Consider the following 25692-nt stretch of genomic DNA (forward strand, 5'->3'; position numbering starts at 1 on the left):
ACTGTCAAGCAAGGGAGGTGAAGCGGAATGGCCTATACGGTAAAGGAAGTATCTAATCTGTCGGGAATCAGCGTACGAACTTTGCATTATTATGATGAAATCGGATTGCTGAAACCGCATCATATTGGAAATAATGGATATCGCTATTACGAACATGAACAACTTTTGAGGCTTCAGCAAATCATGGTGTACAGGGAACTGGATTTGCCTTTATCTGAAATTGGAAAGGTGCTGGAGCAAACCAAGGAACAAAAAGCTGAGGTTTTGCAGGAGCATCGAGCCAAGGTTGAGGCCAAAGTCTTCCGCTTGCATACTCTCCTACAGACCATCGACGAAACGGTGGCTCATTTGAAAGGGGAGCAAGCAATGAAACCAGAGCACATGTACCAAGGATTTAATCCGGAAAAGCAGGAAATGTATGAACGTGATTTGACAGAACGTTATGGTCAAGAGGCTCAGGAAACAATTCAGGAGAGCAAGACGGCGACGAAGAACTGGAGCAAAGAGGATTATTTGGATTCGCAGGCAGAGGCTGATCAGATTCATCGACGGCTGGCAGAAGCCATGAATAAAGGATTGAGGCATAACAGTGAAGAAGTACAGGCGCTAATTCGCCGTCATCTTCAATGGGTAAGCCGATTCTATACCCCTACAGCAGAAATTTATAGCGGGCTGGGAGACTTGTATGTGGAGCATGAGGATTTCAATAAAATGTATGAAGGCTATCGCCCCGGACTGGCTGAGTATTTGCGAGACGGGATGAAGGTTCTAGCCGAACGGGAATTAAATTAACAAAGGGGTGAACAACAAGCCGATTCCGATGGCTTGCTGTTCACCCTTTTTGTGTGTAAAGCAGCTTACATGCTGCTTTGTGCTGTTCTCATGCCTTGCTGACTGTTGTTTCCGTAATGTTGCATGCCACTGCTTGCGAAATGCTGTCCAGTCGTTCCCATATGTTGCGGAAAGCTGTGATTCATGTGGCTTCCTGTATTAAAGGAGGTTGGTTGCATACTGCGGGAAGCATAATTATCGCCAAATCCAGGCTGAGTCATTTGGCTGCTCGAGCGGATGGTGTTTTCCAACTGACTACACAGTTGAATCACTTGTTGGTATTGTTGCATAGCTTTTTGGTGGTCCTGGATTGCGGTTTGGATCATTTGAGCTGCATTACGTTCACGTTGCACCAGGTTTTCAAGGCTGGATGCATTTTGTTGCTCTTGTTGCAGCAACTGCTGATACATGGCGGTTCCTTGCTGTGTTTGTTGTGCCAATTGCTGAATAATTTGTTCACATTGATGAAGTTGTTGTTGTGGAGCCATGTTGTTGAACATTGATCATCAATCTCCTTCGCCGGATAGTTTTGGGTTTCAGACCCTCCTATATTGTGGCGAAGGAAGACGATATATATGCGCTATTTTTGGTTATAGGCTGGCTACCAGAATAGCCGTAAATTCCTCTAGGAATACGCGATCTTCGTGATCAAAGCGGCCTTTTAGTGGGCTGTCAATGTCCAGCACTCCAATCAGCTCCCCATTCTTGACAAGGGGAATAACGATTTCACTATTGGAAGCAGCGTCACAGGCAATATGTCCTGGAAACGCATGAACATCATCTATAACAAGCGTTCGTTGTTCTGCTGCTGCGGTACCGCATACGCCACGTCCCAATGGAATCCGTATACATGCAGGTAAGCCCTGGAAAGGACCAAGTACAAGCTCTGTGCCATCATAAAGATAGAAGCCGCTCCAATTAATATCTGGAAGGAAATGACCAAGTAATGCTGAAGCATTTGCCAAATTGGCAATGGTATTGGATTCATCATGAATAAGTGCCCGGAGTTGTCCGAGAACCGATTCGAATTGTTCATGACGTGTGCCTTCGTAAGGTATAGCTTGAAACATGTAGAGTTCACGCTCCTAACATTAAATTTTCACATTAAGGGTTGTATATATCGCCAAAAATAGGTAATTATGCAATTGGCTTTTACCATTGGTTAATTAATTTAAGATATAACGATTGTATATATTCAGTCAAGTGGAAAATCACTCTGTAACCTTTCGGTATTCTCCGTACTCTAACCTCTGTACAGAATCATTCTAGGAAGGAGAAGGCTATACGTTTTAACGGGGCAAACAATATAGAAAGTAATTCAGCAAGGGTTGTCCTCATCTGTTTCCAGCTTATCCTCTATGGGTAAAAACAGTGTAACATGGTTGGCCTAGGCCAGGGAGGAGTTACAATTATGCATGCAGATGTTCAGAACTTGTTTATCCGTATACAGATGCTTTCTTATGCACATCAGAACGATCTCACGATAAGAGATATTCAACCTGTGTTGGAAGAGCGCGGTTACCGTGTAGGAGAACGTGAGGTCAAGCAGGAGCTTGAAAACCTGACGCAGGAAAACTTTCTGACACCGCATGATGATATGTTCAGCATTACCGGCGCAGGGATCGATGAATTACAGGAAATTCAGTCGATGCTGGGCGTACTGTACAAGGATGTTGTGAAGAAACCGACGCGCACCACAGTTTAATCTCTTATAATATAGAAGATGCCCTTCTAATTCCTAAACCTAGGAACAGGAGGGCTATTTTTATATATAAGCTTCTCAGCTTTAAATAAGGTTGTGTTTGTTGAAGGTGTATGCTTAAATGTAGCGTATATTTATTGTCATTTTAATGCTGGAAGGATGATTGAACATGTGTGCATATGCATGTAAGGGGCATATACCACCGCTGGAAAGTTCGCGTCTTCGGCTGCGAAGGATGGAAAGCGGGGATGCGGCTACGATGTTTGCTTGCTGGTCTGACCCGGAGGTTCACCGTTATATGAACCTTTCTGGTATGTCAGGGCGTGAGGACGCAGAGGATATGATTGAGCTGTTGAATGAGCTGGCGAAGACGGAGGATGCGCTGCGCTGGGGAATAGAGCTGAAGGAGAACGGGAAGTTGATTGGAAGCTGTGGTTTTAATTATTGGCAGACAGAGGGAGCTTATAAAGCTGAGATTGGTTATGAGATAGCCAAGCCTTATTGGCGACAGGGTTACATGACCGAGGCGCTACGCTTGGTGCTGTCATTCGGGTATAACACGATTCGGTTGAATCGGATCGAAGCGCTGGTGGACCCGCGCAATACAGGCTCGCAAGCTCTGCTGTCCTCGATGGCCTGGACACAGGAAGGACTGTTGCGGCAGGTACAGCATACATCTACAGGCTTTAAGGATATGCTGATGTATTCTTTACTGCATGAAGAATGGCTCAGACTGGAGGCACAACGAAATGCTGTTTCAGTATAACGGCGGTTTGTCGCCGCTGCACAGGCTAGGGCCGTTAAGTAAGTTAATATGGGTGGGATGTTTTAGCCTCCTGTCGATGGCTTGGGATTCGACGCTGCGGGAAGCAGCACTCTTGGCTGTACTGATTGCTGTGGCTGGCTTGGGCGCACGTTTGCCCTTAGCACGCCAACTTCGGGCTATGTCGTTCCTAATTGGTTTAGGTATTCCGTATTTTATATTGTCTATCCTAGCGATTCGAGAAGGACATCTCGTGGCTGCATGGGGCCCCATTGTGATTACGGCAGAGGGACTGGACATCGCGGGGGCGTTAACGCTGCGGATTTTTGTGTTGTTTTTGGCATCTTATATCTATCTCTCGACGACCGATCCCCGAGATTTTGTGCAGGCATTGAATTTGCGCTTGCGTGTTCCTTATCGGTTTGCGTTCGGTATTTCAGTGGCACTGACGTTTCTCCCCTTATTGGAGGAAGAAGGGCGAACAATTATGGCAGCACGGCGTGTTCGTGGACAGGAACCACCACGAGGGTGGAGCCATCGGTTATCATGGTGGAGCGGGTATGCGGCTGCCGTGTTGGTGAATGCTGTAAGACGGGTTCAGCAGACGGCGTTGGCTATGGAGGGCAAAGGTTTCGGCGCTTATGCAGAACGGACATATCTTCGTACACTGAACAATGGGCGTTTAGGCAACTTATGGGCTATGACTGCTGTAGTAGCTACGGCTGTTTTATGGTGGAGCTTATAAAGTGAAGCCTCTTATTTTCGGCCTTATTGTCAACCTGTAAAATATAATTAGGTTGACAATAAGGCCGCAGATGAATACATTTATACAGTAGCAGCTTGTACAAGGATCAGAGCTGTAATCTTATAGATTAGATAGGGAGAGGAGTCAAGAAATACATATGAAGGAATCTCGTATGTTTGCAAAGTTTACAACGCTGGATATCGTGCTCATGGCGATGCTGGCCACGTTGAACGGCGTCATGACCGTGTATTTGTCGCTCATTAACAAAACATTAAACAGTCTGGGAGGGCCTATCGCTACTTCCTCTATTGTCGGGCTGTACATGATATACGGCTTGTTGGCTTATTATATTATTCGTAAGCCGGGTACGGCGGTTATTGCTTATGCATTTGGCGCGGTGGTGCAATCCTTTATGGGCTCTGCCTATGGAATTGCTTCTATTATCGCGGCGGCTGTCTGCTATATGATTGCGGCTGAGTTGGTATTTGCCTTGTTGCGGTATCGACGCTGGAACGTAGTTTCGCTGATGCTAGTGGGTGGGGCTATGGTTCCGCTGTGGTTTATTGTCGCAGCCAATATGTTTGGCTATATGCATTGGGGGTGGAAGGTGCTGACGATTGCACTGGTCGTTCGTATCCTGAGCGGCATTGTCCTGTGCGGTCTGCTGACGAAAGTGCTGGGCGATGCCTTAAATCGTACGGGACTGTTAAAACGTTTTGAACTGGGACGCGCTTCACGTGCATAGCCGTGGCTATACATGTGGTTATATTTTCAACAATGGGGATCGAGGATATTTCAATTATGAATGAACATAGCGATGATAACTCTAGCAGTAAAATAGCTGTGTCCTTGAAGAATTTTGGCTATCGGTATGATGATCAGGTGGAGCCAGCTTTATATGGTCTGACACTGGACATTGCGGTGGGCGAGCATGTAGCCATTGTTGGAGCTAGTGGAAGTGGAAAGTCTACGCTATGTCAGCTACTTCATGGCGGGTTGTCCCGCTCCGGTGAAGGCGAACGGACGGGGGAGCTGACCGTGTACGGGATGGATCCCGATACCGCTGATTTGGCTACTGTCGCCACCACTGTCGGCGTCGTGCTTCAGGACCCGGATGCCCAGCTGGTGCAGGGAATCGTCGAAGACGAGATTGCTTTTGGGCCGGAGAACCTGCGCGTGCCTCCGGCAGAAATAGCGCAGCGCATTGCCGCTGCGCTGGAGGCCGTCGGCCTAGCTCCCGAGCGCGGCTCCTTCGTGCGGCGCCTCTCGGGAGGCCAGCGCCAACGCACCGCGATTGCTGCGGTACTGGCGTTGGAAGCGCCGCTGGTCGTGTTCGACGACGCAGCTGCGCAGTTGGACCCGCCGGCTGTACGCGACTTCGCCCTGCTATGTCGGCGGCTCCATGCCGAAGGACGGACGGTGGTTACCGCGTCCGGCCGCATAGACGATGGCGCGCGGGTAGCGCAGCGCGTCATCGTCTTGAAGGGCGGGACTGTGCAGCTGCAGGGTCCGCCCGAAACGTTGCTGCGCGAACATGGTGCGCAGCTGGCCGCCTTGGGGCTGCTCCCCTCTCCGGCAGGGAGGGGAGACATGCCGCGTGAGCCGGGGGTGAATCCCGGCTCAGCAGCGGACCGCGCTGGGCAGCCGTTGTTGGAGGTGAAGGGATTGACCTTCACCTATCCTGGCAGCCAGCGGGCAGCGCTAAAGGGTGTGAGCCTAGCTCTTGCGCCCGGTGAACGAGCCGTGCTGCTGGGTGAGAACGGCTCGGGTAAAACCACGCTCGGCAAGCTGCTTATGGGTCTACTCCCAGCACCGAAGGGGTGCATGCGGTGGGAGGGGCAGGATATGGCGAAGCTGCCAATTCACCAGCTGGCTGCCGGAATCGGCTATGTGTTCCAGCAGCCAGAGCATCAGTTTGCAGCTGCAACGGTGTGGGAGGAATGCTTGTACAGCGTGCGCGCCAAGCTTGGTTTACGGACCGGGGAGCCGGTTCCCGCCGCATATGTGGAACGGGCGCAGCGCTTACTGGCTTCCGCCAGGCTGGAGCACAGACTGGATGCCTCCCCGTACCTGCTAAGTGGAGGCGAAAAAAGGCTCTTGAGCGTTGCGGCACAGTTCATCTTGCCCAAAAAGCTATACATTTTGGATGAGCCTACCGCAGGAACGGATTACGAAGGAGCGAATATTCTGCTCCGTATGTGCACAGAGCAGTCTGCCGAAGGTGCGGCTTTTCTGGTCATCACCCACGATATGCAGGTAGCTGAAAGCTTTGCCAGCGATGTTCTGTGCATGGAAGAGGGCCATCTCTATAAAATGGAAAATAGTGAGATTTATCATACGATTATAGTTGACAAAAATTAACGATATGTAGACAATAATATATATACATCGTACAAACAGGCGGCCTATATAGGCCGCCTGTTTACGATTATGCGGGGCGGGTAATAATCCATTCTGGAAAGGCAAACCGCACAGATACAACACAGTTTTTATAAGGGAAGGATTTGTGATTTGCTTGGGAAACGATAAACCCATGAAGCGCGGACTCGTGCTGACAGGTGTTCTATTGGCCACTTTTCTGGCCGCAATTGAAGGAACGGTTATCGGTCCAGCGGGACCGACGATTGTTAGCGAACTGGGTAGCATGAAATTGCTCAGTTGGATTTTCACGGCATATTTGCTGACGATGGCTGTGACCACGCCCATTTTCGGCAAGCTTAGCGATTTGTTTGGCCGAAAACCCATTTTTTTAATCGGCTGTTCGTTGTTTGTACTTGGCTCGTTGCTTTGTATGATGGCTGGTAGTATGGAGCAGCTTATTATCTACCGGGCTATACAAGGGATTGGTGCAGGTGGTGTCATTCCCGTTACCTTTACCATCATCGGTGATATATACAAAATGGAGGAACGCGGCAAAGTCCAAGGCATGATCAGCTCCGTATGGGGAATTTCTTCCTTGATCGGGCCTCTCTTGGGCGGTTATGTGGTTACCTATTTTGGCTGGGAGTGGATTTTCGGCTTTAACGTCCCCTTTGGATTGCTGGCTATGTTCTTCATCGCCCGTTACTTGCGGGAACAGGTAAGCAAGCGTACCGCACGTATTGACGTGCCGGGAGCGGTTACCTTTACCATCGGGATGACGGCCCTCTTGCTCGTATTGGCACTGGGTGGGCAGTATATCGGCTGGGCTTCTCCTGAATTGCTGGCCTTGGCTGCCGTAGCCATTTTGTTCCTGATTCTGTTTTTGGTTATTGAAAAACGCGCTCAGGAGCCGATGGTGCCACTAAAGCTATTTTGGATACGGGATATTGCTTTTTCCTGTGCCGCAGCACTGTTAGTCAGCACTCTATTGATCGGACTGACTAGCTATCTTCCACTATGGATTCAAGGTGTACACGGTGGAGATGCCGCTTCATCTGGTCTCGCGCTGGCTCCAATGTCCGTAGGCTGGCTATTTGGCTCCATGATCGGAGGACGCATTTTGCTGACCCTGGGCTCGCGTCGAACCTCTTTGATTGGGCTGACCCTGATTGTATTGGGGGCTTTCGTCATGACCTTGATGGGCCAAACGGCTCCGATCTGGCTGCTGTTCCTGTCTACATTGTTGTATGGACTGGGATTCGGCTTCTCGATAACTGTGTTTACGATTATTGCCCAGTCCTCGGTCGGGTTCCAGCTGCGTGGCGCCTCTACAGCTTTGAATACATTCCTGCGCACGTTGGGGCAAACGATTGGGGTTGCAGCCTTCGGCTCATGGCTGAACTATCGCATCGCTGCCCAGACAGCCGATGGACAGCTAACTCAGCAAGGGGTTACGCAGGAGGATATTAATGGTCTGCTGGCCCCGCATGCTTCACAAAGTCTAAGTGACAAGGTTGCCGGATTACTTCGTTCTGTACTGGAAAACAGTCTGCATTCCCTGTTCGTTATCATGGTCGTTATTGCAGTTATTAGCTGGTTTGTCGTCCTCGGACTGCGGAACCGTCCGCCGGGTACGGAAGAAGAGGCAGATCAGCGCGTAAAGACACCACAAAGAGAACACGCATAAAAAATAATATAAATCTTTCATGATAAAGAGACAGTCCGGTACACCAAATAAGGGTCCGGGCTGTCTCTTTATGCAATGGTCTCTCCTCCTACTGATTCAGCAAAATAGCCACCTCGTATAGGACCGATAAATTCCCCAGTATACAAAAAGGAAATAAAACCCCCCTAGAGTTGCTATATATTCATAGGGTATAGGTAACAAAATGGTAAAAAAGTCTTAAGAAATTGTAACAAAAAATATGTTTCTGCATTGAGCTGTAGGGTACTAAGGAACCATTTTTTTGAACCCGCTTACAAATCGGGCTTTGTATGATTTATTTTAGAACGATTTTGCATGTAAATGAAGCAACCAACCTAGCAAAATGGGACACGGAAAAAAATCAAGTAGCAAATATTTCTGAATGTAATAGGAATGAAAAAAAAGGAATTTTCAGAAAATTACTAGGAAAATATGAGGATGAAATTCATAGAGGAACCTGTTTTCTTACCTCACATAATAGGGCTTTTCAGTCTATATCAATCGTTTGACATACCATATAAAATGGCCCTAACAACCAAAAAGTTGGGTTTCAAATCTAGAAGCATAATTAGATTAAGGGAGATGGAGTACTTGAAGTTTAACAAATGGTTTAGTAAAGCAGCCACTGCAACAGTAGCAACTACCTTGCTATTAGGAGGTGGCGTTCAGGCTTTTGCCGAGGAAAATGATGCATCTGATCTCAAAACAGACAATGCATTTACGCAAATTACGCGTAATGACATGCTGAATATTTTCAAACAGCAAGGCAAAGAGAAATATGAGGTTCCGTCCTTCGATGCGTCTACAATTAAGAATATTCCTTCTGCTATGGGTCGCGACAGCTCAGGCAAGCTGATTGATTTCGATGTCTGGGACTCTTGGCCGTTACAAAATGCCGATGGCACAGTAGCCAATTACAAGGGGTACAATATCGTTTTTGGACTGGCAGGCGATCCTAAAAGAGGCGAGGATACATTCATATACCTGTTCTATCAAAAAGCGGGCAATACTTCACTGAGCGGCTGGAAAAACGCTGGCAGAGTATTTAAAGACAATGATAAACTGCTTGCCAACGATCCGATTCTAAAAAATCAGTCAGAAGAATGGTCAGGTTCAGCTACCTTAACCTCTGATGGACAAGTACGTTTATTCTATACCAGCAGACAGCCGTATGATCCAAATAACAAATTATACGGCAAGCAAACCTTGAGCACGGCTCAAATTAATGTCTCTCAGCCTGATGATAAGACACTGAAAATAGATGGAGTCGAGGATTTGAAATCGATCTATGACGGTGGAGATGGGAAAATCTATCAAAATGTACAGCAAAGCGTCGGAGTGGAAATGGATAATCATACCTTTAGAGACCCTCACTATGTCGAGGATCAAGGCCACAAATATATTATATTTGAAGCCAACACAGGGACAGAAACAGGCTATCAGGGCGAAGATTCGATTCAAAACCCAGCTTATTATGGCGGCAATAAGAAATTTTTCACGGAAGAGCAACAAAACCTGCTGCAAAGTCCTAAGAAAAAGGGAGCTGAGCTGGCGAACGGCGCACTGGGTATCGTTGAATTGAATGATGATTATACGTTGAAAAATGTAATGCCTCCTTTGATTGCATCCAATCTGGTAACAGATGAAATTGAACGGGCGAATGTGTTTAAAATGAACGGTTTGTGGTATTTATTTACGAGTACAAGAGGTTCCAAGGTGACTGTAGATGCGATCGGTGACGATGATATTTACATGCTGGGTTATGTTTCTACTTCCTTGACAGGGCCTTATAAACCGCTGAATGGAACCGGTCTCGTTCTTCACCAGGATCTGGATCGTGATGATGTTACCTGGACGTATGCCCATTTTGCTATCCCGCAAGGCAAAGGCAATAACGTAGTCGTGTCGAGTTATATGACCAATCGTGGGCTTTTCCCGGATCACAAATCTACTTTCGCGCCAAGCTTCCTGCTGAATATTAAAGGCTCGAAAACGTCTGTTGTGAAAAACGGTATTTTGGAGCAAGGGCAAATCACGATTGATCCAGAAAAGGACAAAAAAGAACCCCAAAATGAGTATGGCAAGAAATAAGTAGGTATAAGCAGTATGTCCGAAGGCGGCGGCTTGGTAGCAACCCGATCTGTCGTCCATCGGGCGGTACATAACGGTGCAATGAGAGGTAAGGAGGATCGTCATAATGAGAAAAAAAGCTCCCAAGAGCATTTGGATACGATCCGTTGTAATCATCACAGGCTTAACTATATTTATAGCTATGGGTTGGAGTATGTACCAACAGGATGCAGGCAAACCCCAAAAATCTGCTGCAACTCCCAAAAATCAAGCGAATCAAAGTAAGCAAACAACACCGACCTACCGGTCAGCCTATCATTTTACCGTTCCGGATAAGTGGAAGAATGATCCTCAACGGCCTATTTATATGGATGGAAAATATCATTATTACTATTTATATAATCGTGATTATCCCAAAAAGAACGGTACAGAATGGCGACATGCCACATCAACCGATCTGGTTCATTGGAAAGATGAAGGGGTGGCGATTCCAAAATATACGAACCCGAATGGAGATCCTTGGTCCGGTTCGGTCGTGATCGATGATAATAATACCGCAGGTTTTGGAAAAGGCACGCTGGTAGCCATTGTGACACAGCCCTCCGCAGATGGCGGAAAGCAGGAACAATTTTTGTGGTACAGTAAGGACAAAGGCAAGACGTTTACTTCTTACCGCAACAAGCCTGTGATGTCCAACCCCGGTACAAAGGACTTCAGAGATCCCAAAATCATCCGAGATACTCAACGTAATCAATGGGTGATGGTCATGGCAGAGGGAACGAAGATTGGTTTTTATGAGTCTGATAATTTAAAGAATTGGCGGTATACGAGCGGCTTTCAAACGGAAAATATTGGGCTTGTGGAATGTCCTGACCTTTACCGGATGCGTGCGGATGATGGAACCTATCAATGGATTCTAGGTGTGAGCGCCAATAGCAAATCAACAGGCGGACCCAACACGTATGCCTATTGGACGGGAGATTTTAATGGAGAAGCATTTCTCCCTAATCACAGTGAACCTGAGTGGCTGGATTATGGGTTTGACTGGTATGGTGCAGTTACGTTCGAGGAAGGAAAAGACAAAGATAAATATAGTCACCGTTATGCTCTGGCCTGGATGAATAATTGGGATTATGCCAATAACACGCCTACCCTAAAGGAAGGCTTTAATGGAATGGATTCGATTGTTCGCCAAATTCGACTGAAACATACGGCAGATGCTGGATATCGTTTGGTTTCACAGCCGGTACCCAATTTGGAGCGATTCCAAACATCCAAAAAATCATTAGGAACGATTAAAGTAGAGGGTGCTCACCGGCTTCCGGTAGCAGGCGATGCCTATCAGCTAGAGGCGGATGTATCTTGGTCCACGATTAAAAATGTAGGATTGAGGCTTCGAGAGTCGACGGATGGCAAGCGTCATGTCGATGTGGGTGTCTCAGTAGACGGTCAATACTCCTACGTAAATAGAGCCAACACCGGGCAGCCGGATCAGAGTGGAAAATATGTGGAGAGCAAGGCGCCTTTTGATACTAATAAGAAAAAGGTTCACCTGAACATTCTCGTCGATAAAACCAGTATTGAAGTGTTTGTCGATGGTGGAGAAGTAGCTTATTCCTCTTTAATATTTCCACGGTTAGAGGATCAGAGAATCACTCTGTTTTCCGATGGCGGTCCAGCAATTTTTAATAATGTAGTAGTCAAACATTTTAGTCGATAGCAGGTACTTATGCTGCTCGTAAGCTTGGGCATATTTCGCTCTATCCAGGTATATAAAAAGTCCACCCATGAATATAAGGGTGGACTTTTCTCTGTAAATCTAAATTTTCGTTTTAGCACAGCTATAAGATTGTTCGTTTATTCACAAACGATTAGTTGCTAAAATTACTATTCATTCTATTTGTGATAAGGTGACAAGTTATCAGCGCTACGGCCCAATTTTTTGAGCAAGCCGATGAGTTGATCTCTTTCGGTTTCACTGATTCCGCTAAAGGCACGTTCAATCTGACGTGTATAATCAGGATAAATTTCGTCCATGACACGTTGTCCTTCGTCCGTCAATTCTGCATATATAATCCGACGATCTTGGTCGCACGGGTGACGGTGCAAATAACCGCGGCTTTCCAGCTTGTCAATAACATAAGTGACATTTCCGCTTTGCAGAAGCAGCTTTGCTCCAATTTGTTGGATTGGCTGCGCGCCCTTGTGATATAAAACTTCCATCACGGCGAAGGCCGTTGGGTTGAAGCCCACCGTTTTGATGCCAGCAACCGCATGTTCGTTTACACTTTTGAATGACTTGGCAAACACGCTATACAAATGCATGGATTGCTGTGTCACCAATGTTCGGTAATCTATCATCTTCATTCCGCCTTTATGTATGGATTTGGGCATCCTTTGACCGCTCGGCTCGGATGACCGGGCAACCATACCCTTGTTACTAGCATAAAGGGATTTACGTAGCGAAAACATGCGATTTGTCACAGTAGCTGCTTTTTTAACTATTTAATTTCAAAGCTTTAAAGTAAATTTTTGAAAAATAAAGGTTTTGAATGTAAAAATACTGTTCCGCTTGGTTATATTAAAAATAACATACCTAGCTTGATGAACCCCAATTAACCAAATAGCTACTTCAGAGGAGATGAAACACATGGATACAGGTTCTTTCCGTTTTCAATTTCGTGATCCGCAGCAAGCTGCCCAAGCCTGTGAAACATTAAAGGAAATTGGATACTCCGCCAGCACAAATGGTGACACAGGTCTCAGTGTTCATATTGAGAACCAGGATGTGCTGTCTGCATTGGAAATTTGCCAAGCCTATGAAGGAAGCATGATTGAGGTAGGGACTCTTTTCTCTAAACCGGATGAATATCCCGGTTTGCAAGGAAACATAGGTGTACAACATCCAGGTTATAGCCCGGAAGATTGGATTATCCCGGCACACACGATCAACGAAGACTGGAGCGAAGCTTATAAAAATGGCTCCTCTCAAACGTATACTAATACGATGGAGGAGCACAACGTCAGCTCTGATCAACAACCTGAAGACGAAGTGGATGGATTTTCTGGAAGCATCCATATCTGATTTTGTCCTAAAAGTCATGATTAGAATTTGAGTCTTCACTGCTCAGCTCCTATTAGGATAAAGCTCCTATAAGACCATTAATTATTGTGGCTTTGAAGGAGCTTTTTTTGTGTGAGAAAAACTCAGTTAGAGCTTTCACCAGAATTGAAATTCTGTAGGATATGCATAAATAGCAACGACAGCAGGGAATAACAATTTCAGAAAGGAGGTCTTGACCTTGCAAAAATTAGGAGTTCACGAAAAATTGGAATTACATGAGCTACTTACGTTTAAAACAACTTGCCTGACAAAAGCCCAAACCATGATTCCTTTAGTATCAGACACAAATTTAAAAAACATTTTGCAGCAGGATGTTAACGGTGGCACACAAGATATTCAACAGCTTAGAAATCTGCTCGTGTAATTTAAAGGAGGATTAACGTGAATTCTATTGTTCAGAACATGACTGGAATGGGTGGAATGACGGATCAGGTGATCGCTTCTGACCTGTTGATTTCGGCTAAAAGTGGAATTAAAAGCTATGCAATTGCCCTGACAGAGTCAACCAGTTCGGAAGTTCGCAATGTTCTTTGTGACCAATTGAGCAAAGCTGTTAATCTTCATGAACAAATTTTTAATTATATGAAGAACAATGGCTACTATAATGCTTATGATCCAGAGCAGCAAATTCAAATGGATATTCAAAATGCGGACAAGGCACTTTCTATGTCTAAATTTTGATAATTAATCATTAACGCAACAAAAGATTCTATTTAGTCCCAAATGAAGTCTCTGGTTTTATGTAGAAAAAGCATCAGCAAACCTTAAACGAGTTTGCTGGTGCTTTTTTATTATATAAATAGTCACACTTCTAATCCAGAAATCACAAATAACGAAATGAATTGCTGTCCACATGAAATATGGTGAAGAAGGCAATCATAATATCGGAGAACTAGGTCTCAATATCAGGAATAGGGTGATTTTCATTATGGGCAAGTCTTCAGCTGTTAAGCAAAAAGATCAAAAACTAAAATGGTGGCAACTTAGCTTATTAGGAGTTGCAGGTACCATTGGTACAGGATATTTCCTCGGGTCTGGCTTAGCGATCTCCATAGGTGGTCCAGCCGTGCTGATTGCATACTTTTTTGCAGCAGTGGGAACATATGTGGTGTTTGATGCCCTTTCGCGCATGACGGCAGATCATCCTGAACAGGGTTCTTTCCGTTCCTATGCCCAAAAAGCATTTGGAAGTTGGGCAGGATTCGGCAGTGGATGGGTGTATTGGTTCTCAGAATTGCTTATCAATGGGAGTCAACTAACCGCGCTATCTATATTCTCACGCTTTTGGTTTCCTCAGGTACCGATGTGGATATTTGCAGCAGGCTTCGGGATTTTAGGGCTTGTGATTGTTTTTTTTGGCAATAAGGGTTTTGATCGAGTTGAAAATGTACTAGCCATCATTAAGATGGCAGCTATTGTTATGTTTCTGGTCTTGGCCGTTGCTCTTTTGGCAGGCTGGATCGGAGGAGGAAAATATAATCCAAAGTTCCCCATCAGTTACAAAGAATTTTTTCCGACTGGGGGCATAGGATTGTGGTCATCTTTTATTTTTGCCTTTTATGCATACGGAGGTATTGAAGTGCTCGGAATTATGTCTAATCGGCTTCAAAAACCGGAGGATGCACCTAAAGCAGGCAAGGTAATGCTGATTACGCTGGTTGCCGTGTATGTGCTTTCGATTGGTCTGGCTGTGTCTATGGTGCCATTAAGTGCCTTTAACCCGAAAGAAAGTCCTTTTGTGCTTGCGCTTAGCAGCGATCATCTGGTTTTTGTGCCTCATTTATTTAATGGAGTGCTTATTATTGCAGGGTTCTCAACGATGACAGCATCTCTATATGCAGAGACATCTATGATGCTTACGCTTGCACAGGAAGGAGATGCGCCCACATTATTTTCACGGAAGTGGAAGGGCAAATATCCTCTTTATGCACTTAGTTTGATCTCCGTTGGATTAATCTCAGCCATCGTAATGTCGTTGCTACTACCGGGAAAAGTATATGAATATATCACTACTGCAGCGGGGTTAATGCTGTTGTATAACTGGTGTTTTATTTTGTTGTCTTCAGGTAAGCTACTGGAATCGAGCAAATCAAACAATATTAAACGTTGGATTGGATTGTTGTTGATAGCTATGGCCGTGGTCGGATCATTTTTTCATAAACTTAGCCGCCCGGGAGTGTATATCAGCTTACTGCTTGTCTTGTTAATTGCAATATGTGACCTCATTGTACAATGGGTTCGCCGAAAGCACGCCAAGGAATCTCGTTAACGTTGTCAGTGAGTTAAGCGTTAGCGTAAAAAAAGTAATTGAAATGCTTGTACGCCAAAATAAAAGCCAAAACCGATAAGTGATAATCCGGACATCCAAGAGATGGTTTTAAGCAATCCGGTTTTTAGGAACCTCCGGAAAATACTTGAAGCGGCTGCCATGGTCACATCCCAGAGTAACACGCCTAATACAATCGCTCCGCTATAGATCATTAGTTGTTGTACTGGATATGTATTAGCGACGTTTGCGAGTATGGATCCGTAAATGCCAAGCCAAAAAAGGATGGAGAGGGGATTAAATAATGACATTAGAAAACCGGACATAAATGAGTTACTTAATGTAGTACCATTTCCCCTTATTTCGGATTCTGAAATCACACCTGCATTTTTGATGCTATCAATACCTGTATACACAAGTACGAAAAAACCAAACAGCCATAAAAAAGCTTTGACAAACGGAGCATTAAGAAGGTGAATCATTCCCAAATAAACAAGTAGCATATAGATAATGTCTGCGGTTATTGCACCAAGCCCAATAAACCAGGCGTGCCAAAAACCATTCTTGATACCTCGATCCAGCTGTGCGGCATTAATCGGTCCAATGGGAGCGGAAAGTGACAGACCTAGAAAAATATAACTGATAAATGTATTAATGTCCTTTTTCCTCCTTGAGTATTATTGGATGTTATGTATTTGTCTATTTAAGTTTATTCGGACAAACCCATTTGTAAGACCATATTTTTTGTGCGTATATTGTAGGAGTAGCCTCGTTATTGCCAACCACCTATCAATGAATTAAATCTAAAAAAAGGAGCTCTAATTCCGTTGACACAAGGATTAGAGCTTTTATAATGCAGATCATAAGTTCATCAAATAAATGGGCTTGACACTTTTATTGAAAGCGCTTATATTTATCTCGTAAACAATACGTTATATAACGTTATATAAAAAGGAGAGGTAAAAATGAATGTACAACAGACGGTTCAAACCATTTATGAACAAGCGAGTGGGAAGATTTCCGAGGTGTATTTAGTAGCCTGCGGGGGCTCATTAGTCGATATGTATCCCTCAAAATATTTTCTGGATAGTGAAGCAAAGAAGCTGGTAGCAGGGATGTATGCGGCGAATGAGTTTGTGCACGCGCTGCCAAAACGATTAGGTAAAAACGCAGTAGTCATCGTTTGTTCCCATGGAGGAAACACGCCGGAGTCGGTTGCGGCTGCTAAATCAGCCAAAGAGAAAGGCGCTTACACCATCGGCTTAACCCACAATAGTGAAGCGACACTGCTCAATTATTCTGATTATTCATTCCTCTACGAGTGGGGAGATGAGAGCGATGTCAAAAATAACCCGATGGCTATTATTTTGGAGCTTACTGTTGAGCTGCTTCAAATCGCTGAAGGCTATGTGCATTATCAAGCTTTCCAGAACGGCTTGGGAGCAATCAATGGAATTATTAATCGGGCAAAAATACAAGTTGAACCGCGTGCCAGTGTATTCGCTGACAAATATAGCAATGAAGACCTCTTCTATATCCTGACCAGCGGAGCTTCTTATGGACATGCGTACGGATTTGCTATCTGTTCTCTGATGGAAATGCAATGGCTTCATGCGGCATCAATCCATTCGGGTGAATTTTTCCACGGACCGTTTGAAGTAACGGATAAAGAAACTCCATTTATTCTGATGATCAACGAAGGACGCACACGGGCATTGGATGAGCGGGCACAGACTTTCCTGAATCAATATGCCGAGAAAGTGGAAGTGATCGATGCGAAGGAGCTTGGAATCGGAACTATTGCCGACGAGGTCGTTGAGTTTTTTAACCCGGTTTTATTTTACAGCATTGTATGTGTTTATCGTGAAGCACTCGCAAATGTACGCAATCACCCACTGGAAACTCGTCGTTATATGGGCAAAGTAGCTTACTAAGCGCACTTACCAACAGGAGGAAACCATCATGAAAGTTTTAGGCATTGGCGATAATGTGGTAGATAAATATGTTCATCTGCGCATGATGTATCCTGGCGGCAATGCGCTTAATTTCAGTGTGTTTGCCAAAAAAGCGGGAGTAGATGCAGCCTTTATCGGAGTATTCGGAGACGATAACGAAGCACAGCATGTAGAACACATTCTCCGTGAGCTGGAAATCGACATTTCACGGTGCAGATATCATAGCGGTGAGAACGGCTGTGCACGTGTAACCCTGGAAGACGGAGACAGAATATTTCTGGGCAGCAATGAGGGAGGAGTTACACGTCTCCATCCGCTGAAGCTGAGTGAAGATGACAAGGCCTATGTTGGCGAGTTCGACCTTATTCACACCGGCTTGTACAGTCATACAGGACACTTGCTGCCTGAATTGAAGATGCTGGGAATCCCTCTTTCTTTTGACTTTTCGGATGATTTCATAGATGCACAGGTGGAGAAATATATTGCGTACGCCGATTTCGCTTTCTTCTCTTGCAGCCATATGACGGATGAAGAGACGCAGAACTATATCCGCTTCAATCGAAAAAAAGAGGGGCAAATTCTGGTAGCCACACGCGGCGGAGATAGATCTATTGCCTATGATGGTACTAAGTTCTATTTTCAAATGCCTGATTCCGTGGACGCTGTGGATACGATGGGGGCAGGAGACTCTTATATAACCGCCTTTTTACTGAGCTTTTTGAAAAATGGCAACATTCAGGACGCTATGGTAGAAGGCTCGAGGGTTGCTGCTCAGAGCTGTCTGGTAGAAGGTTCTTTCGGATACGGCGTCCGCTACTAAAAAATTATGTTCAAATATCTTCACTTGTAAGAATATGTAACATTTGATACTCTAAGTGGGAGTAATATAACGTTATATGACAAGTGAGGGCACATTATGTTGAATTCGGACCAAGCAGAGCCATTATATATACAATTACAAAAAGCGGTCAAAACGGCTATTCATAATGGAACATTTACGCAGGGAAGCCGTATACCGACCGAAACTGAGCTAAGCGAGACCTACAATGTAAGTCGAATTACCGTAAGAAAAGCCATTGCCGAATTGGTTCATGAAGGTTATCTGACCAAACGTCAAGGAAAAGGTACCTTTGTCAATGTACCCAAAATTGGGCGGAAGATTGAACATGTCATCAGCTTTACGGCTGCCTGCAAATCCAACGGCCTATCTTCACACAGTGTGGTCACAGAACGTGAAATCATAGAAGCAGATGAGGAAATTGCACATCAGTTGCAGCTGCAACAAGGAGAAAAGGTGTTATATATTCAGCGCAAAAGATACGCCGGTGATCGACCGCTAATGCTGGAGAATAATTTGTATCCTTATGACCGATTTTCTTTTCTAATGGAAGAACAGTTGGAGGGCTCGGTATACGAACTGTTGCGTCATAAATACAGCATTGATCCTAACCAACCAGGAGAGACGATATTACAAATTGCTTTGGCGGATGAATACCAGGCAAAGCTGCTGGAGACGGCCATCGGACAGGCGTTGTTCTACATGCACACGATTATTTATGATCAGCATGGAGGCCCCGTTCATGTAGGTAAACAGTACATCATTGGAGATCGTTATCAATTCTCAATATAAATCCGTTGCCTGTTATGTAAATGTATTCAGGTACGGCGCAGCTTCTGCTTCCACTCTATAAGAGAAGCAGAAGCTATATTATAACGTTATATTACGTTATATAGTGAGGCGGATGAATAATGAGGGGGTGAAATTGTGCAAGGGAAGAATGATACATTAGCGGACAAAGTTTTACTGTCAAATGCTATTTTTAATGGCTTAGAAAATGAAGCCTCGCCGGGGTTTATTGCACTGCGAGGAGAATGTATTGCAGCAGTGGGGCGTCCCGAGGAGGCACAAGCTTGGATAGGAGCGGGAACGGTTGTCTGTGATTTGGGTGATGCTTTTATCATGCCAGGAGTTCATGACAACCATGTATTTTTTACCGGATATATGTCGATGCATCGGGGCGTGGATTTGACTCATGTAGCCTCGATTGAAGAAGCAATGGAATCCATGCTACAAGCGGCAAACAATCTTCCGCCAGGGAAAGATGTAACCGCTTACGGATGGAGCGAGGAAGGTTGGGGCAAGCTGCCTGAGCAAAGCTTGTTGGACGAGCTGTTCCCTGATCGGGCGGTAATTGCCATTAACCTAAATAAAAGCTACTGCTGGATGAACCGACTGGCTCAGGAGAAATATCAATTTTTGCCGGATCAATGCAGTGCTGAGGCACGCGCTTTGCTGCTCCAAGCTATGATGAAGGATCACAGCCTTGTCAAACAAGAGTTTATGGAGTTTTGCCGCATACTAGCTGCACGAGGAGTTACCTCCATAAAAGATATTGGCTTTGACCGGCATAGCGAGCTGCTGCCGATTCTAGAAGAATTGAAAGAAACAGGGGAACTGCCACTCCGATTTCATTTCTCGCTTGAACCCGTTGTTGAATCGCTTGATATTGCCACCGGTATGAAGTATAAAGCACTTTATAATGGAGACCTTATTCGTTTCCAAGGATACAAGCTGATGCTTGACGGTGTCGTAGCAGATCATACGGGGGACATGCTGGAACCTTACGCAGATATGCCCGGAGTAACGACTTTGAGGACGGTTGACTACAAAAAGATTGAAGCCTCTGTGCTGGAAGCAGACAGCCAAGGTATCAAATGCTGCCTAACTGCAGAAGGTGATGCTGCGATTCGCCAAGCGGTATCCATGATTGAAAAATGCCGCGAACAACAAGGTAATAACCTTATCAGACATTCTATCAGTGATCTAGAGTATCCTCATCCAGATGATTTGATCAGAATGGGCAAAAACGAAATTTTTGCCGAAGTCTACGCCCAAATCCTGCTACTGAATCCAACCTATGAAGAGGCCTATATGCCTGTTGTGGTAGGCAAAGGTAATGAAAACCGATTTAATAATTATAAATCCATGCTAGAGGCTAACGTGCCAATAACCATTGGGACTGATCTGCCTTTATTTATCACGAGTGTTCCCGATTCGCTATATGCAGCCTCTCACCGATTATTCCCGGATGGCTCGCCTGCAGGAGGCTGGTATCCTGACCAAGGGATGCCGCCATCCGAAGTTTTAAAGGCATGGACCATTAATGGAGCCAAACATTGTTATATGGAAGAGGTTACAGGTACGCTGGAGGCTGGAAAATATGCTGACATCGCCGTTTTTGATCGCGACCTCCTTAACGCATCCGCTGGTGACATCAGGGACGCCCAAGTGATATTGACCATTATGGGAGGGAAGGTTACGTATAACCATTCTTGGAATGAGGGATAAACATGAACATCAAGAATATGAAATGGAAATTATCCTTGCCCCATAGCTATACTTTAATATTTTTGATTATTATTACAGTCGCCGCATTGACATGGATTGTGCCCAGCGGACAATTTGAGCGTCATGAAGTGACAGTAAACGGTGTGACCAAAACGGCAATCGTTTCGGGAACCTATCACACTGTACCCAAAACTGGTGAGAACGGTGATTTAAGACAAGGCCTCCCCCAAATCCTAAGCGCTCCTATTGAGGGGATTATCAATGCCGCCGATGTGGTCTCTTTTGTCCTTATTGTGGGCGGCTCCTTCGGGATTATACTGCAGACGGGGGCCATTGACCGTTCCCTGACAGCTCTTGCCAGACGGCTGAAGAATAAGGGGATTCTGCTTATTCCAATTGCCATGGTTATATTCAGTCTCGGAGGTTCTACCTTTGGGATGAGCGAAGAAATTATTCCGCTTTATGCGATTTTTATTCCGTTAATGTTTGCCCTAGGCTTCGATTCTATGACTGCTATTCTTATTCTATTTCTGGGAACGCAAATTGGCTATGTCGGTTCGACTGTTAATCCATTTTCAGTATTGATTGCCCAAGGGATCGCAGGGGTGGAGGGGAATCCTCAGCTTTGGCTGAGATTTATTGAATGGCTTGTATTTACTATGATTTCTATTGCCTTTACGATGTGGTATGCGCACCGGGTTAAGCGAAATCCCGAGAAATCCATTGTTTTTCAAAGTGATATTATAAATCGCGAGCAATTTATAAAAGAAAATACAGGTGAGGACGTCGTCTTCACGTATCGGGACAAATTAATTATAGGTGGATTTATTATAACGCTTGGAGCAATTGTCTGGGGAATTTTGGCCAAAGGCTGGTATATGACTGAAATCGGCGCCCTTTTCTTCGCACTCGGTCTTTTTGTCGGGATAGTTACCAGGATGAGCCAGAAGGAAATAGCTGAGAATTTTGTAAAAGGGTGTGGAGAATTCATCTACGCTGCAGTGATCATAGGTCTCGCCCGCGGAATTCTGATCATCGCCGAGCAGGGTATGATCATTGATACCGTATTGAATGCACTCGCAAGCATTCTGGAAGGATTGCCAGGTTACTTGTTCACTACCATTATGTTGGTTGCACATAATATTATTACTTTCCTGGTTCCATCTTCTTCGGGGGAAGCTGCACTAACCATGCCTGTACTTGCACCGCTTGGCGATCTTGTAGGTATCAATCGTGAAGCAGTAGTCACAGCGTACCAATTCGGTAACGGGTTAACCAATCTCATTTCACCGACAGGTGGAGTACTGTTGGCTGGATTGGCCATTGCCCGGATCAGCTTTGGACAGTGGCTGAAGGTAATCTTCAAGCTATTCCCCATTCTGTGGTTAGTTGCTGCTATTTTTGCTGCGATTTCGGCTGCAGTGGGTATCTAATAAATCAAGTGAGAGCCCCTGTCTTTTAGAGACAAGGGTTTCTTTTTGTGCATAAGTTTACGTGAAAAATGAATAATATGGATAGCATTTTCCTAAGGAGGAAATAAAATTGATGCATGCTGATAATAGATTACTCGTTGCTGCTCTAGGCGGTGTTAATGAAATCGGGAAAAACATGTATTTCATCCAATACGATCAGGATATTGTCGTTATCGATTGTGGCTCCAAGTTTCCTGATGAGAACTTGCCTGGTATTGACCTTATTGTGCCCGATGTCACCTATCTGCTGGAAAATCAGGATAAAGTCAGAGCGCTCATTGTGACTCATGGGCATGAGGATCACATCGGAGGTATCCCCTATCTGCTGAAACAGATTAATATGCCCGTTTTTGGCACAAAGCTCACCATCGAATTAATTAAGATTAAGTTAAGGGAGCACAATCTTTTACGTGATGCTGAGCTTCATCTTATAGATGCAGATTCAACCGTTCAAGCGGGAACGATTCAGGCCTCTTTTTTCACCACGGTCCACAGTATCCCGGATTGCCTGGGTGTCTTTTTTCAGACACCGGAAGGAAATGTGGTCCATACCGGGGATTTCAAATTCGATATGTCTCCCGTAAGCGGACCTTTTCCCGATCTTCATCGAATGGCTGAAATAGGAAAGAAGGGGGTAAAAGTGCTGCTCTCCGAAAGTACAAATGCGGAAAGACCGGGATTTACCCCTTCAGAACGTTTGGTTGGCGGGCATATTCTAGATGCATTTGCCAGAGCCAAGCAGCAGGTATTTATCTCCACGTTCGCTTCTAATGTGAACCGTGTTCAACAAGTCATTGACGCGGCTGTGGAAACAGGTCGCAAACTGGTTTTACTCGGACGCAGTATGGTAAATGTGGTTTCGGTGGCGAAGGAGCTGGGCTTCTTGCATATGCCTGAGGATTTGTTGATTGAGCCGGGGGAAACAGAGCGGTTCCCCGCAGAAGAAATTGCAGTTTTATGTACCGGTAGCCAGGGAGAGCCGATGGCCGCATTGTCACGTTTAGCCAATTCCCTGCATCCCAAAATCGAAATTTTGCCTGGTGATACGGTCATCATTGCTGCGGGAGCCATACCGGGGAATGAACGAAACCTTTCCCAGGTTATTGATAACTTGTATGTGTTGGGTGCCCAGGTTATTTATGGATCAGGCAGCTCCACGGGGATGCACGTATCCGGTCATGGCAGTCAGGAAGAATTAAAATTAATGATGACCCTGATGAAACCGGAGTATTTGATTCCCATACACGGTGAATTCAGGATGTTGTATCAGCATCGTCAGCTAGCGGAGTCTGTGGGGATTCCGATGGAGAATGTATTTATCGTCCATAACGGTGACACTGTTCAAATCGAAGAGGGAAGAGCATCCCTGGGGCCCAAAGTATCAGCCGGCAATAGCTTGGTAGACGGGTTGGTAACAGGGGACGTAGGTAATATTGTACTACGAGACCGTAAAAAGCTTTCTTCAGACGGAATGCTGATTATTGTGATGACGTTGAGCAAAAACGAGAAGCAAATGCTCGCAACGCCAGAGGTCATTTCAAGAGGCTTTGTATATGTTAAGGATTCGGAAGAGCTCATGAGTCAGATCCACGACACGATTATGTCCACAGTGAACGAGTTAACAGAAATCGAAATGAGTCAGTGGGGACTGATTAAGCAGATGTTAAAAGATGATGTTGGCCGGTTTATTTACAGCCAGACGAAGAGAAGACCCATGATTTTACCTATCATTATTGAGGTATAGAATAGCGGCAAATGTCAAAACAAGATAGAGCTTGTTCAATACGCGATTACTCAAAAAAAGACTTAAATCAGCAATACAACTGATTTAAGTCTTTTTGATTTCCTTCCTACTTTTCCTATAAGAATGCGGATGTAATGGCGGTTTGCAGCGTAGCGGAGGATTTGAATCTGGAGAAGCGAAGCGTTCGCCTTTGCCACGGGATTCTTACCCTTAAATGTTTTATATAATCAAGAGAATCCCGTGGCAACAGCGATCGTAAGATCAAATCCTACGCGCAGCGTCTTAATCGCTTACGGCCGCTTGGGTTCCTGCTGTATGCCCTGTCGTAAACGCCGCTGTAATATTATAACCACCTGTGTAACCGTGAATATCGAGAATCTCACCGCAGAAGAACAACCCAGGCATCAGCTTGGACTCCATCGTTTTCGGATTAATTTCCTTCAAATTCACACCGCCTCCGGTAACAAACGCTTCCTTCAGAGAGAGCGTACCGTTCACACGGATTGGAAACGCCTTAATGCGATGAGCAAGTTCTTGCCACTGCTGCTTGGGAATATGATCATAGGTCAAGTCCTCACGCAGTTCGGCTTGCTGGAGCAACAATGGAATCAAGCGTTCCGGTAAATAAGGCTTAAGCACATTTTTGATCGCTTTTTTAGCATCGACCGATGCCAATTCCAGCGTCTCACGGTAGACTTCATCGGCATGTTTGTGAGGCTGTAAATCGAGAGTCAACAACACCGTGTTTACCTTATCCTTTTTCATTCCCTTGACGACAAACTGACTGCACCGCAAAGCAGTTGGGCCAGATAGACCGAAATGTGTAAAAATCATATCTCCTTCATGGACGACAACTTTCTTTTGCTTCGCATTCCATACGGTCAGACTGATATCGCGTAAGGATAGTCCCTGAAGCTCTTTCGTCTGGATGAACGTCTCGCCTGAGGTCAACGGCACCTCTGTTGGATACAGTTCCGTAATCATATGCCCTGCTTGTTCTGCCCATGCATAGCCGTCACCTTCCGAGCCTGTATGCGGGACGGATTTGCCGCCAACGGCTACAATGACATTACGGCTATGTAGGATTTCACCGGAACGCAGCCGCACCCCAGCCGTATGACCTTCATTGTAAATAACCTCTTGAACAGGACAGCTTGTCCGAATCTCGACTCCTTGAGAGCGTACCTTGTTGATCAAAGCATCGACAACTGTTTTGGCTTTGTCCGTCACTGGAAACATACGCCCATTGTCTTCTTCCTTTAAGGCTATACCCAGCTGTTCAAAAAAGGCGATGATATCCCGATTGCCGAAAGCCGCCAGTGCACTGTGCAGAAAACGGCCATTGCCGGGAATGTGCCGAATGAGTTCGTCCAGCTCTTTGGCATTCGTGACATTGCAACGGCCTCCACCAGAGATCCCCAGCTTTCGCCCGAGCTTATTTCCTTTTTCAAGCAAAAGCACCTTGGCGCCCTCACCGCTGGCAGCGGCAGCAGCCATTAATCCGGCTGAGCCGCCTCCGATTACAATAACGTCGTAAGTCATAAACCTCTTCCTTTTCGTCGACAAATTTTCAAAAAATTCAGAATGGTGTAACCGATTTTTCAT

At 45.3% G+C, this 25692-nt stretch carries 24 protein-coding genes; 19 read left to right on the forward strand and 5 right to left on the reverse strand.

The window, feature by feature from the left end:
* Positions 1-27 precede the first annotated feature (27 nt).
* The gene (locus tag G9G54_RS17075) at positions 28-792 is read left to right on the forward strand and encodes a MerR family transcriptional regulator (RefSeq protein WP_165178965.1); all 765 of its coding nucleotides are present in this window, start codon (positions 28-30) and stop codon (positions 790-792) included.
* Positions 793-857: 65 nt separating this feature from the next.
* Here the strand turns inward: G9G54_RS17075 and G9G54_RS17080 are convergent, their stop codons facing one another.
* Positions 858-1331: a hypothetical protein gene (locus G9G54_RS17080; protein WP_165178966.1), complete on the reverse strand. Its 474-nt coding sequence runs from the start codon at positions 1329-1331 to the stop codon at positions 858-860.
* 90 nt (positions 1332-1421) lie between these two features.
* Positions 1422-1901 carry a GAF domain-containing protein gene (locus tag G9G54_RS17085; protein ID WP_025719270.1) on the reverse strand — a complete coding sequence of 160 codons (480 nt, stop codon included), beginning with the start codon at positions 1899-1901 and terminating at the stop codon, positions 1422-1424.
* Positions 1902-2242: 341 nt separating this feature from the next.
* Between G9G54_RS17085 and G9G54_RS17090 the strand changes: the two genes are divergently transcribed.
* From G9G54_RS17090 to G9G54_RS17125, 8 genes are all read left to right on the forward strand, one after another.
* Positions 2243-2536 (forward strand): hypothetical protein, encoded by a 294-nt coding sequence (locus tag G9G54_RS17090; protein ID WP_165178967.1) that lies wholly within the window; start codon positions 2243-2245, stop codon positions 2534-2536.
* 166 nt (positions 2537-2702) lie between these two features.
* Positions 2703-3299, forward strand: a complete 597-nt coding sequence (locus tag G9G54_RS17095; protein WP_165178968.1) for a GNAT family N-acetyltransferase — start codon at positions 2703-2705, stop codon at positions 3297-3299.
* A complete protein-coding gene (locus tag G9G54_RS17100) occupies positions 3283-4041 on the forward strand; it encodes an energy-coupling factor transporter transmembrane component T family protein (RefSeq protein ID WP_165178969.1) in 759 nt (252 codons plus the stop codon). Before G9G54_RS17095 ends, G9G54_RS17100 begins: the two co-directional genes overlap by 17 nt.
* A 157-nt stretch (positions 4042-4198) precedes the next feature.
* Entirely contained in the window at positions 4199-4786 is a 588-nt protein-coding gene (locus G9G54_RS17105; RefSeq protein WP_165178970.1) for an ECF transporter S component, read from the forward strand.
* A 56-nt stretch (positions 4787-4842) separates the two neighbouring features.
* Positions 4843-6402: an ABC transporter ATP-binding protein gene (locus G9G54_RS17110; protein WP_165178971.1), complete on the forward strand. Its 1560-nt coding sequence runs from the start codon at positions 4843-4845 to the stop codon at positions 6400-6402.
* A 172-nt stretch (positions 6403-6574) separates the two neighbouring features.
* A complete protein-coding gene (locus G9G54_RS17115) occupies positions 6575-8089 on the forward strand; it encodes an MDR family MFS transporter (protein ID WP_165179038.1) in 1515 nt (504 codons plus the stop codon).
* A gap of 609 nt (positions 8090-8698) precedes the next feature.
* The gene (locus G9G54_RS17120; RefSeq protein WP_165178972.1) at positions 8699-10198 is read left to right on the forward strand and encodes a glycoside hydrolase family 68 protein; all 1500 of its coding nucleotides are present in this window, start codon (positions 8699-8701) and stop codon (positions 10196-10198) included.
* A gap of 106 nt (positions 10199-10304) precedes the next feature.
* Positions 10305-11897, forward strand: a complete 1593-nt coding sequence (locus tag G9G54_RS17125) for a glycoside hydrolase family 32 protein (RefSeq protein ID WP_165178973.1) — start codon at positions 10305-10307, stop codon at positions 11895-11897.
* A 176-nt stretch (positions 11898-12073) separates the two neighbouring features.
* Here G9G54_RS17125 and G9G54_RS17130 read toward each other — a convergent pair whose 3' ends face one another.
* Positions 12074-12538 carry a MarR family winged helix-turn-helix transcriptional regulator gene (locus tag G9G54_RS17130; protein ID WP_013369372.1) on the reverse strand — a complete coding sequence of 155 codons (465 nt, stop codon included), beginning with the start codon at positions 12536-12538 and terminating at the stop codon, positions 12074-12076.
* 289 nt (positions 12539-12827) lie between these two features.
* Between G9G54_RS17130 and G9G54_RS17135 the strand changes: the two genes are divergently transcribed.
* The 4 genes from G9G54_RS17135 (at position 12828) to G9G54_RS17150 (ending at position 15570) form a co-directional block, all read left to right on the forward strand.
* A complete protein-coding gene (locus G9G54_RS17135; protein ID WP_103046978.1) occupies positions 12828-13262 on the forward strand; it encodes a hypothetical protein in 435 nt (144 codons plus the stop codon).
* Positions 13263-13479: 217 nt separating this feature from the next.
* Positions 13480-13665, forward strand: a complete 186-nt coding sequence (locus G9G54_RS17140; protein ID WP_029515813.1) for a hypothetical protein — start codon at positions 13480-13482, stop codon at positions 13663-13665.
* A gap of 17 nt (positions 13666-13682) precedes the next feature.
* Positions 13683-13982 (forward strand): spore coat protein, encoded by a 300-nt coding sequence (locus G9G54_RS17145; protein WP_061831981.1) that lies wholly within the window; start codon positions 13683-13685, stop codon positions 13980-13982.
* Positions 13983-14229: 247 nt separating this feature from the next.
* Positions 14230-15570 carry an amino acid permease gene (locus G9G54_RS17150; protein ID WP_165178974.1) on the forward strand — a complete coding sequence of 447 codons (1341 nt, stop codon included), beginning with the start codon at positions 14230-14232 and terminating at the stop codon, positions 15568-15570.
* 20 nt (positions 15571-15590) lie between these two features.
* Here G9G54_RS17150 and G9G54_RS17155 read toward each other — a convergent pair whose 3' ends face one another.
* Entirely contained in the window at positions 15591-16223 is a 633-nt protein-coding gene (locus G9G54_RS17155; protein ID WP_165179039.1) for a LysE family transporter, read from the reverse strand.
* A gap of 309 nt (positions 16224-16532) precedes the next feature.
* Between G9G54_RS17155 and G9G54_RS17160 the strand changes: the two genes are divergently transcribed.
* The 6 genes from G9G54_RS17160 to G9G54_RS17185 all read left to right on the forward strand — a co-directional run bounded on the left by G9G54_RS17160 (position 16533) and on the right by G9G54_RS17185 (position 24087).
* Positions 16533-17501, forward strand: coding sequence for an SIS domain-containing protein (locus tag G9G54_RS17160; RefSeq protein ID WP_165178975.1), 969 nt, complete (start codon positions 16533-16535; stop codon positions 17499-17501).
* 28 nt (positions 17502-17529) lie between these two features.
* The gene (locus tag G9G54_RS17165; protein WP_165178976.1) at positions 17530-18342 is read left to right on the forward strand and encodes a PfkB family carbohydrate kinase; all 813 of its coding nucleotides are present in this window, start codon (positions 17530-17532) and stop codon (positions 18340-18342) included.
* Positions 18343-18438: 96 nt separating this feature from the next.
* A complete protein-coding gene (locus tag G9G54_RS17170; protein ID WP_165178977.1) occupies positions 18439-19152 on the forward strand; it encodes a GntR family transcriptional regulator in 714 nt (237 codons plus the stop codon).
* A gap of 135 nt (positions 19153-19287) precedes the next feature.
* Complete coding sequence (locus tag G9G54_RS17175) at positions 19288-20871, forward strand: amidohydrolase (RefSeq protein ID WP_165178978.1); 1584 nt, start codon at positions 19288-19290, stop codon at positions 20869-20871.
* A gap of 2 nt (positions 20872-20873) precedes the next feature.
* On the forward strand, positions 20874-22304 hold the full coding sequence (locus tag G9G54_RS17180) for a YfcC family protein (RefSeq protein ID WP_165178979.1): 1431 nt from the start codon (positions 20874-20876) through the stop codon (positions 22302-22304).
* 112 nt (positions 22305-22416) lie between these two features.
* Complete coding sequence (locus G9G54_RS17185) at positions 22417-24087, forward strand: ribonuclease J (protein ID WP_069291088.1); 1671 nt, start codon at positions 22417-22419, stop codon at positions 24085-24087.
* Between the two features lie 282 nt (positions 24088-24369).
* On the opposite strand, the gene G9G54_RS17190 is transcribed toward G9G54_RS17185, so the two are convergent.
* Positions 24370-25629, reverse strand: coding sequence for an NAD(P)/FAD-dependent oxidoreductase (locus G9G54_RS17190; protein ID WP_185156308.1), 1260 nt, complete (start codon positions 25627-25629; stop codon positions 24370-24372).
* Between the last annotated feature and the right edge of the window lie 63 nt (positions 25630-25692).

The organism is Paenibacillus sp. EKM212P (genome assembly GCF_011066115.1).
GTDB lineage: Bacteria > Bacillota > Bacilli > Paenibacillales > Paenibacillaceae > Paenibacillus > Paenibacillus polymyxa_B.

Bases quoted from the DNA above. Each gene is read 5' to 3' on its own strand.
- G9G54_RS17075 (WP_165178965.1), top strand. From the start codon at position 28: ATGGCCTATACGGTAAAGGAAGTATCTAATCTGTCGGGAATCAGCGTA.
- G9G54_RS17080 (WP_165178966.1), bottom strand. From the start codon at position 1,331: ATGTTCAACAACATGGCTCCACAACAACAACTTCATCAATGTGAACAA.
- G9G54_RS17085 (WP_025719270.1), bottom strand. From the start codon at position 1,901: ATGTTTCAAGCTATACCTTACGAAGGCACACGTCATGAACAATTCGAA.
- G9G54_RS17090 (WP_165178967.1), top strand. From the start codon at position 2,243: ATGCATGCAGATGTTCAGAACTTGTTTATCCGTATACAGATGCTTTCT.
- G9G54_RS17095 (WP_165178968.1), top strand. From the start codon at position 2,703: ATGTGTGCATATGCATGTAAGGGGCATATACCACCGCTGGAAAGTTCG.
- G9G54_RS17100 (WP_165178969.1), top strand. From the start codon at position 3,283: ATGCTGTTTCAGTATAACGGCGGTTTGTCGCCGCTGCACAGGCTAGGG.
- G9G54_RS17105 (WP_165178970.1), top strand. From the start codon at position 4,199: ATGAAGGAATCTCGTATGTTTGCAAAGTTTACAACGCTGGATATCGTG.
- G9G54_RS17110 (WP_165178971.1), top strand. From the start codon at position 4,843: ATGAATGAACATAGCGATGATAACTCTAGCAGTAAAATAGCTGTGTCC.
- G9G54_RS17115 (WP_165179038.1), top strand. From the start codon at position 6,575: ATGAAGCGCGGACTCGTGCTGACAGGTGTTCTATTGGCCACTTTTCTG.
- G9G54_RS17125 (WP_165178973.1), top strand. From the start codon at position 10,305: ATGAGAAAAAAAGCTCCCAAGAGCATTTGGATACGATCCGTTGTAATC.
- G9G54_RS17130 (WP_013369372.1), bottom strand. From the start codon at position 12,538: ATGATAGATTACCGAACATTGGTGACACAGCAATCCATGCATTTGTAT.
- G9G54_RS17135 (WP_103046978.1), top strand. From the start codon at position 12,828: ATGGATACAGGTTCTTTCCGTTTTCAATTTCGTGATCCGCAGCAAGCT.
- G9G54_RS17150 (WP_165178974.1), top strand. From the start codon at position 14,230: ATGGGCAAGTCTTCAGCTGTTAAGCAAAAAGATCAAAAACTAAAATGG.
- G9G54_RS17160 (WP_165178975.1), top strand. From the start codon at position 16,533: ATGAATGTACAACAGACGGTTCAAACCATTTATGAACAAGCGAGTGGG.
- G9G54_RS17165 (WP_165178976.1), top strand. From the start codon at position 17,530: ATGAAAGTTTTAGGCATTGGCGATAATGTGGTAGATAAATATGTTCAT.
- G9G54_RS17170 (WP_165178977.1), top strand. From the start codon at position 18,439: ATGTTGAATTCGGACCAAGCAGAGCCATTATATATACAATTACAAAAA.
- G9G54_RS17180 (WP_165178979.1), top strand. From the start codon at position 20,874: ATGAACATCAAGAATATGAAATGGAAATTATCCTTGCCCCATAGCTAT.
- G9G54_RS17185 (WP_069291088.1), top strand. From the start codon at position 22,417: ATGCATGCTGATAATAGATTACTCGTTGCTGCTCTAGGCGGTGTTAAT.
- G9G54_RS17190 (WP_185156308.1), bottom strand. From the start codon at position 25,629: ATGACTTACGACGTTATTGTAATCGGAGGCGGCTCAGCCGGATTAATG.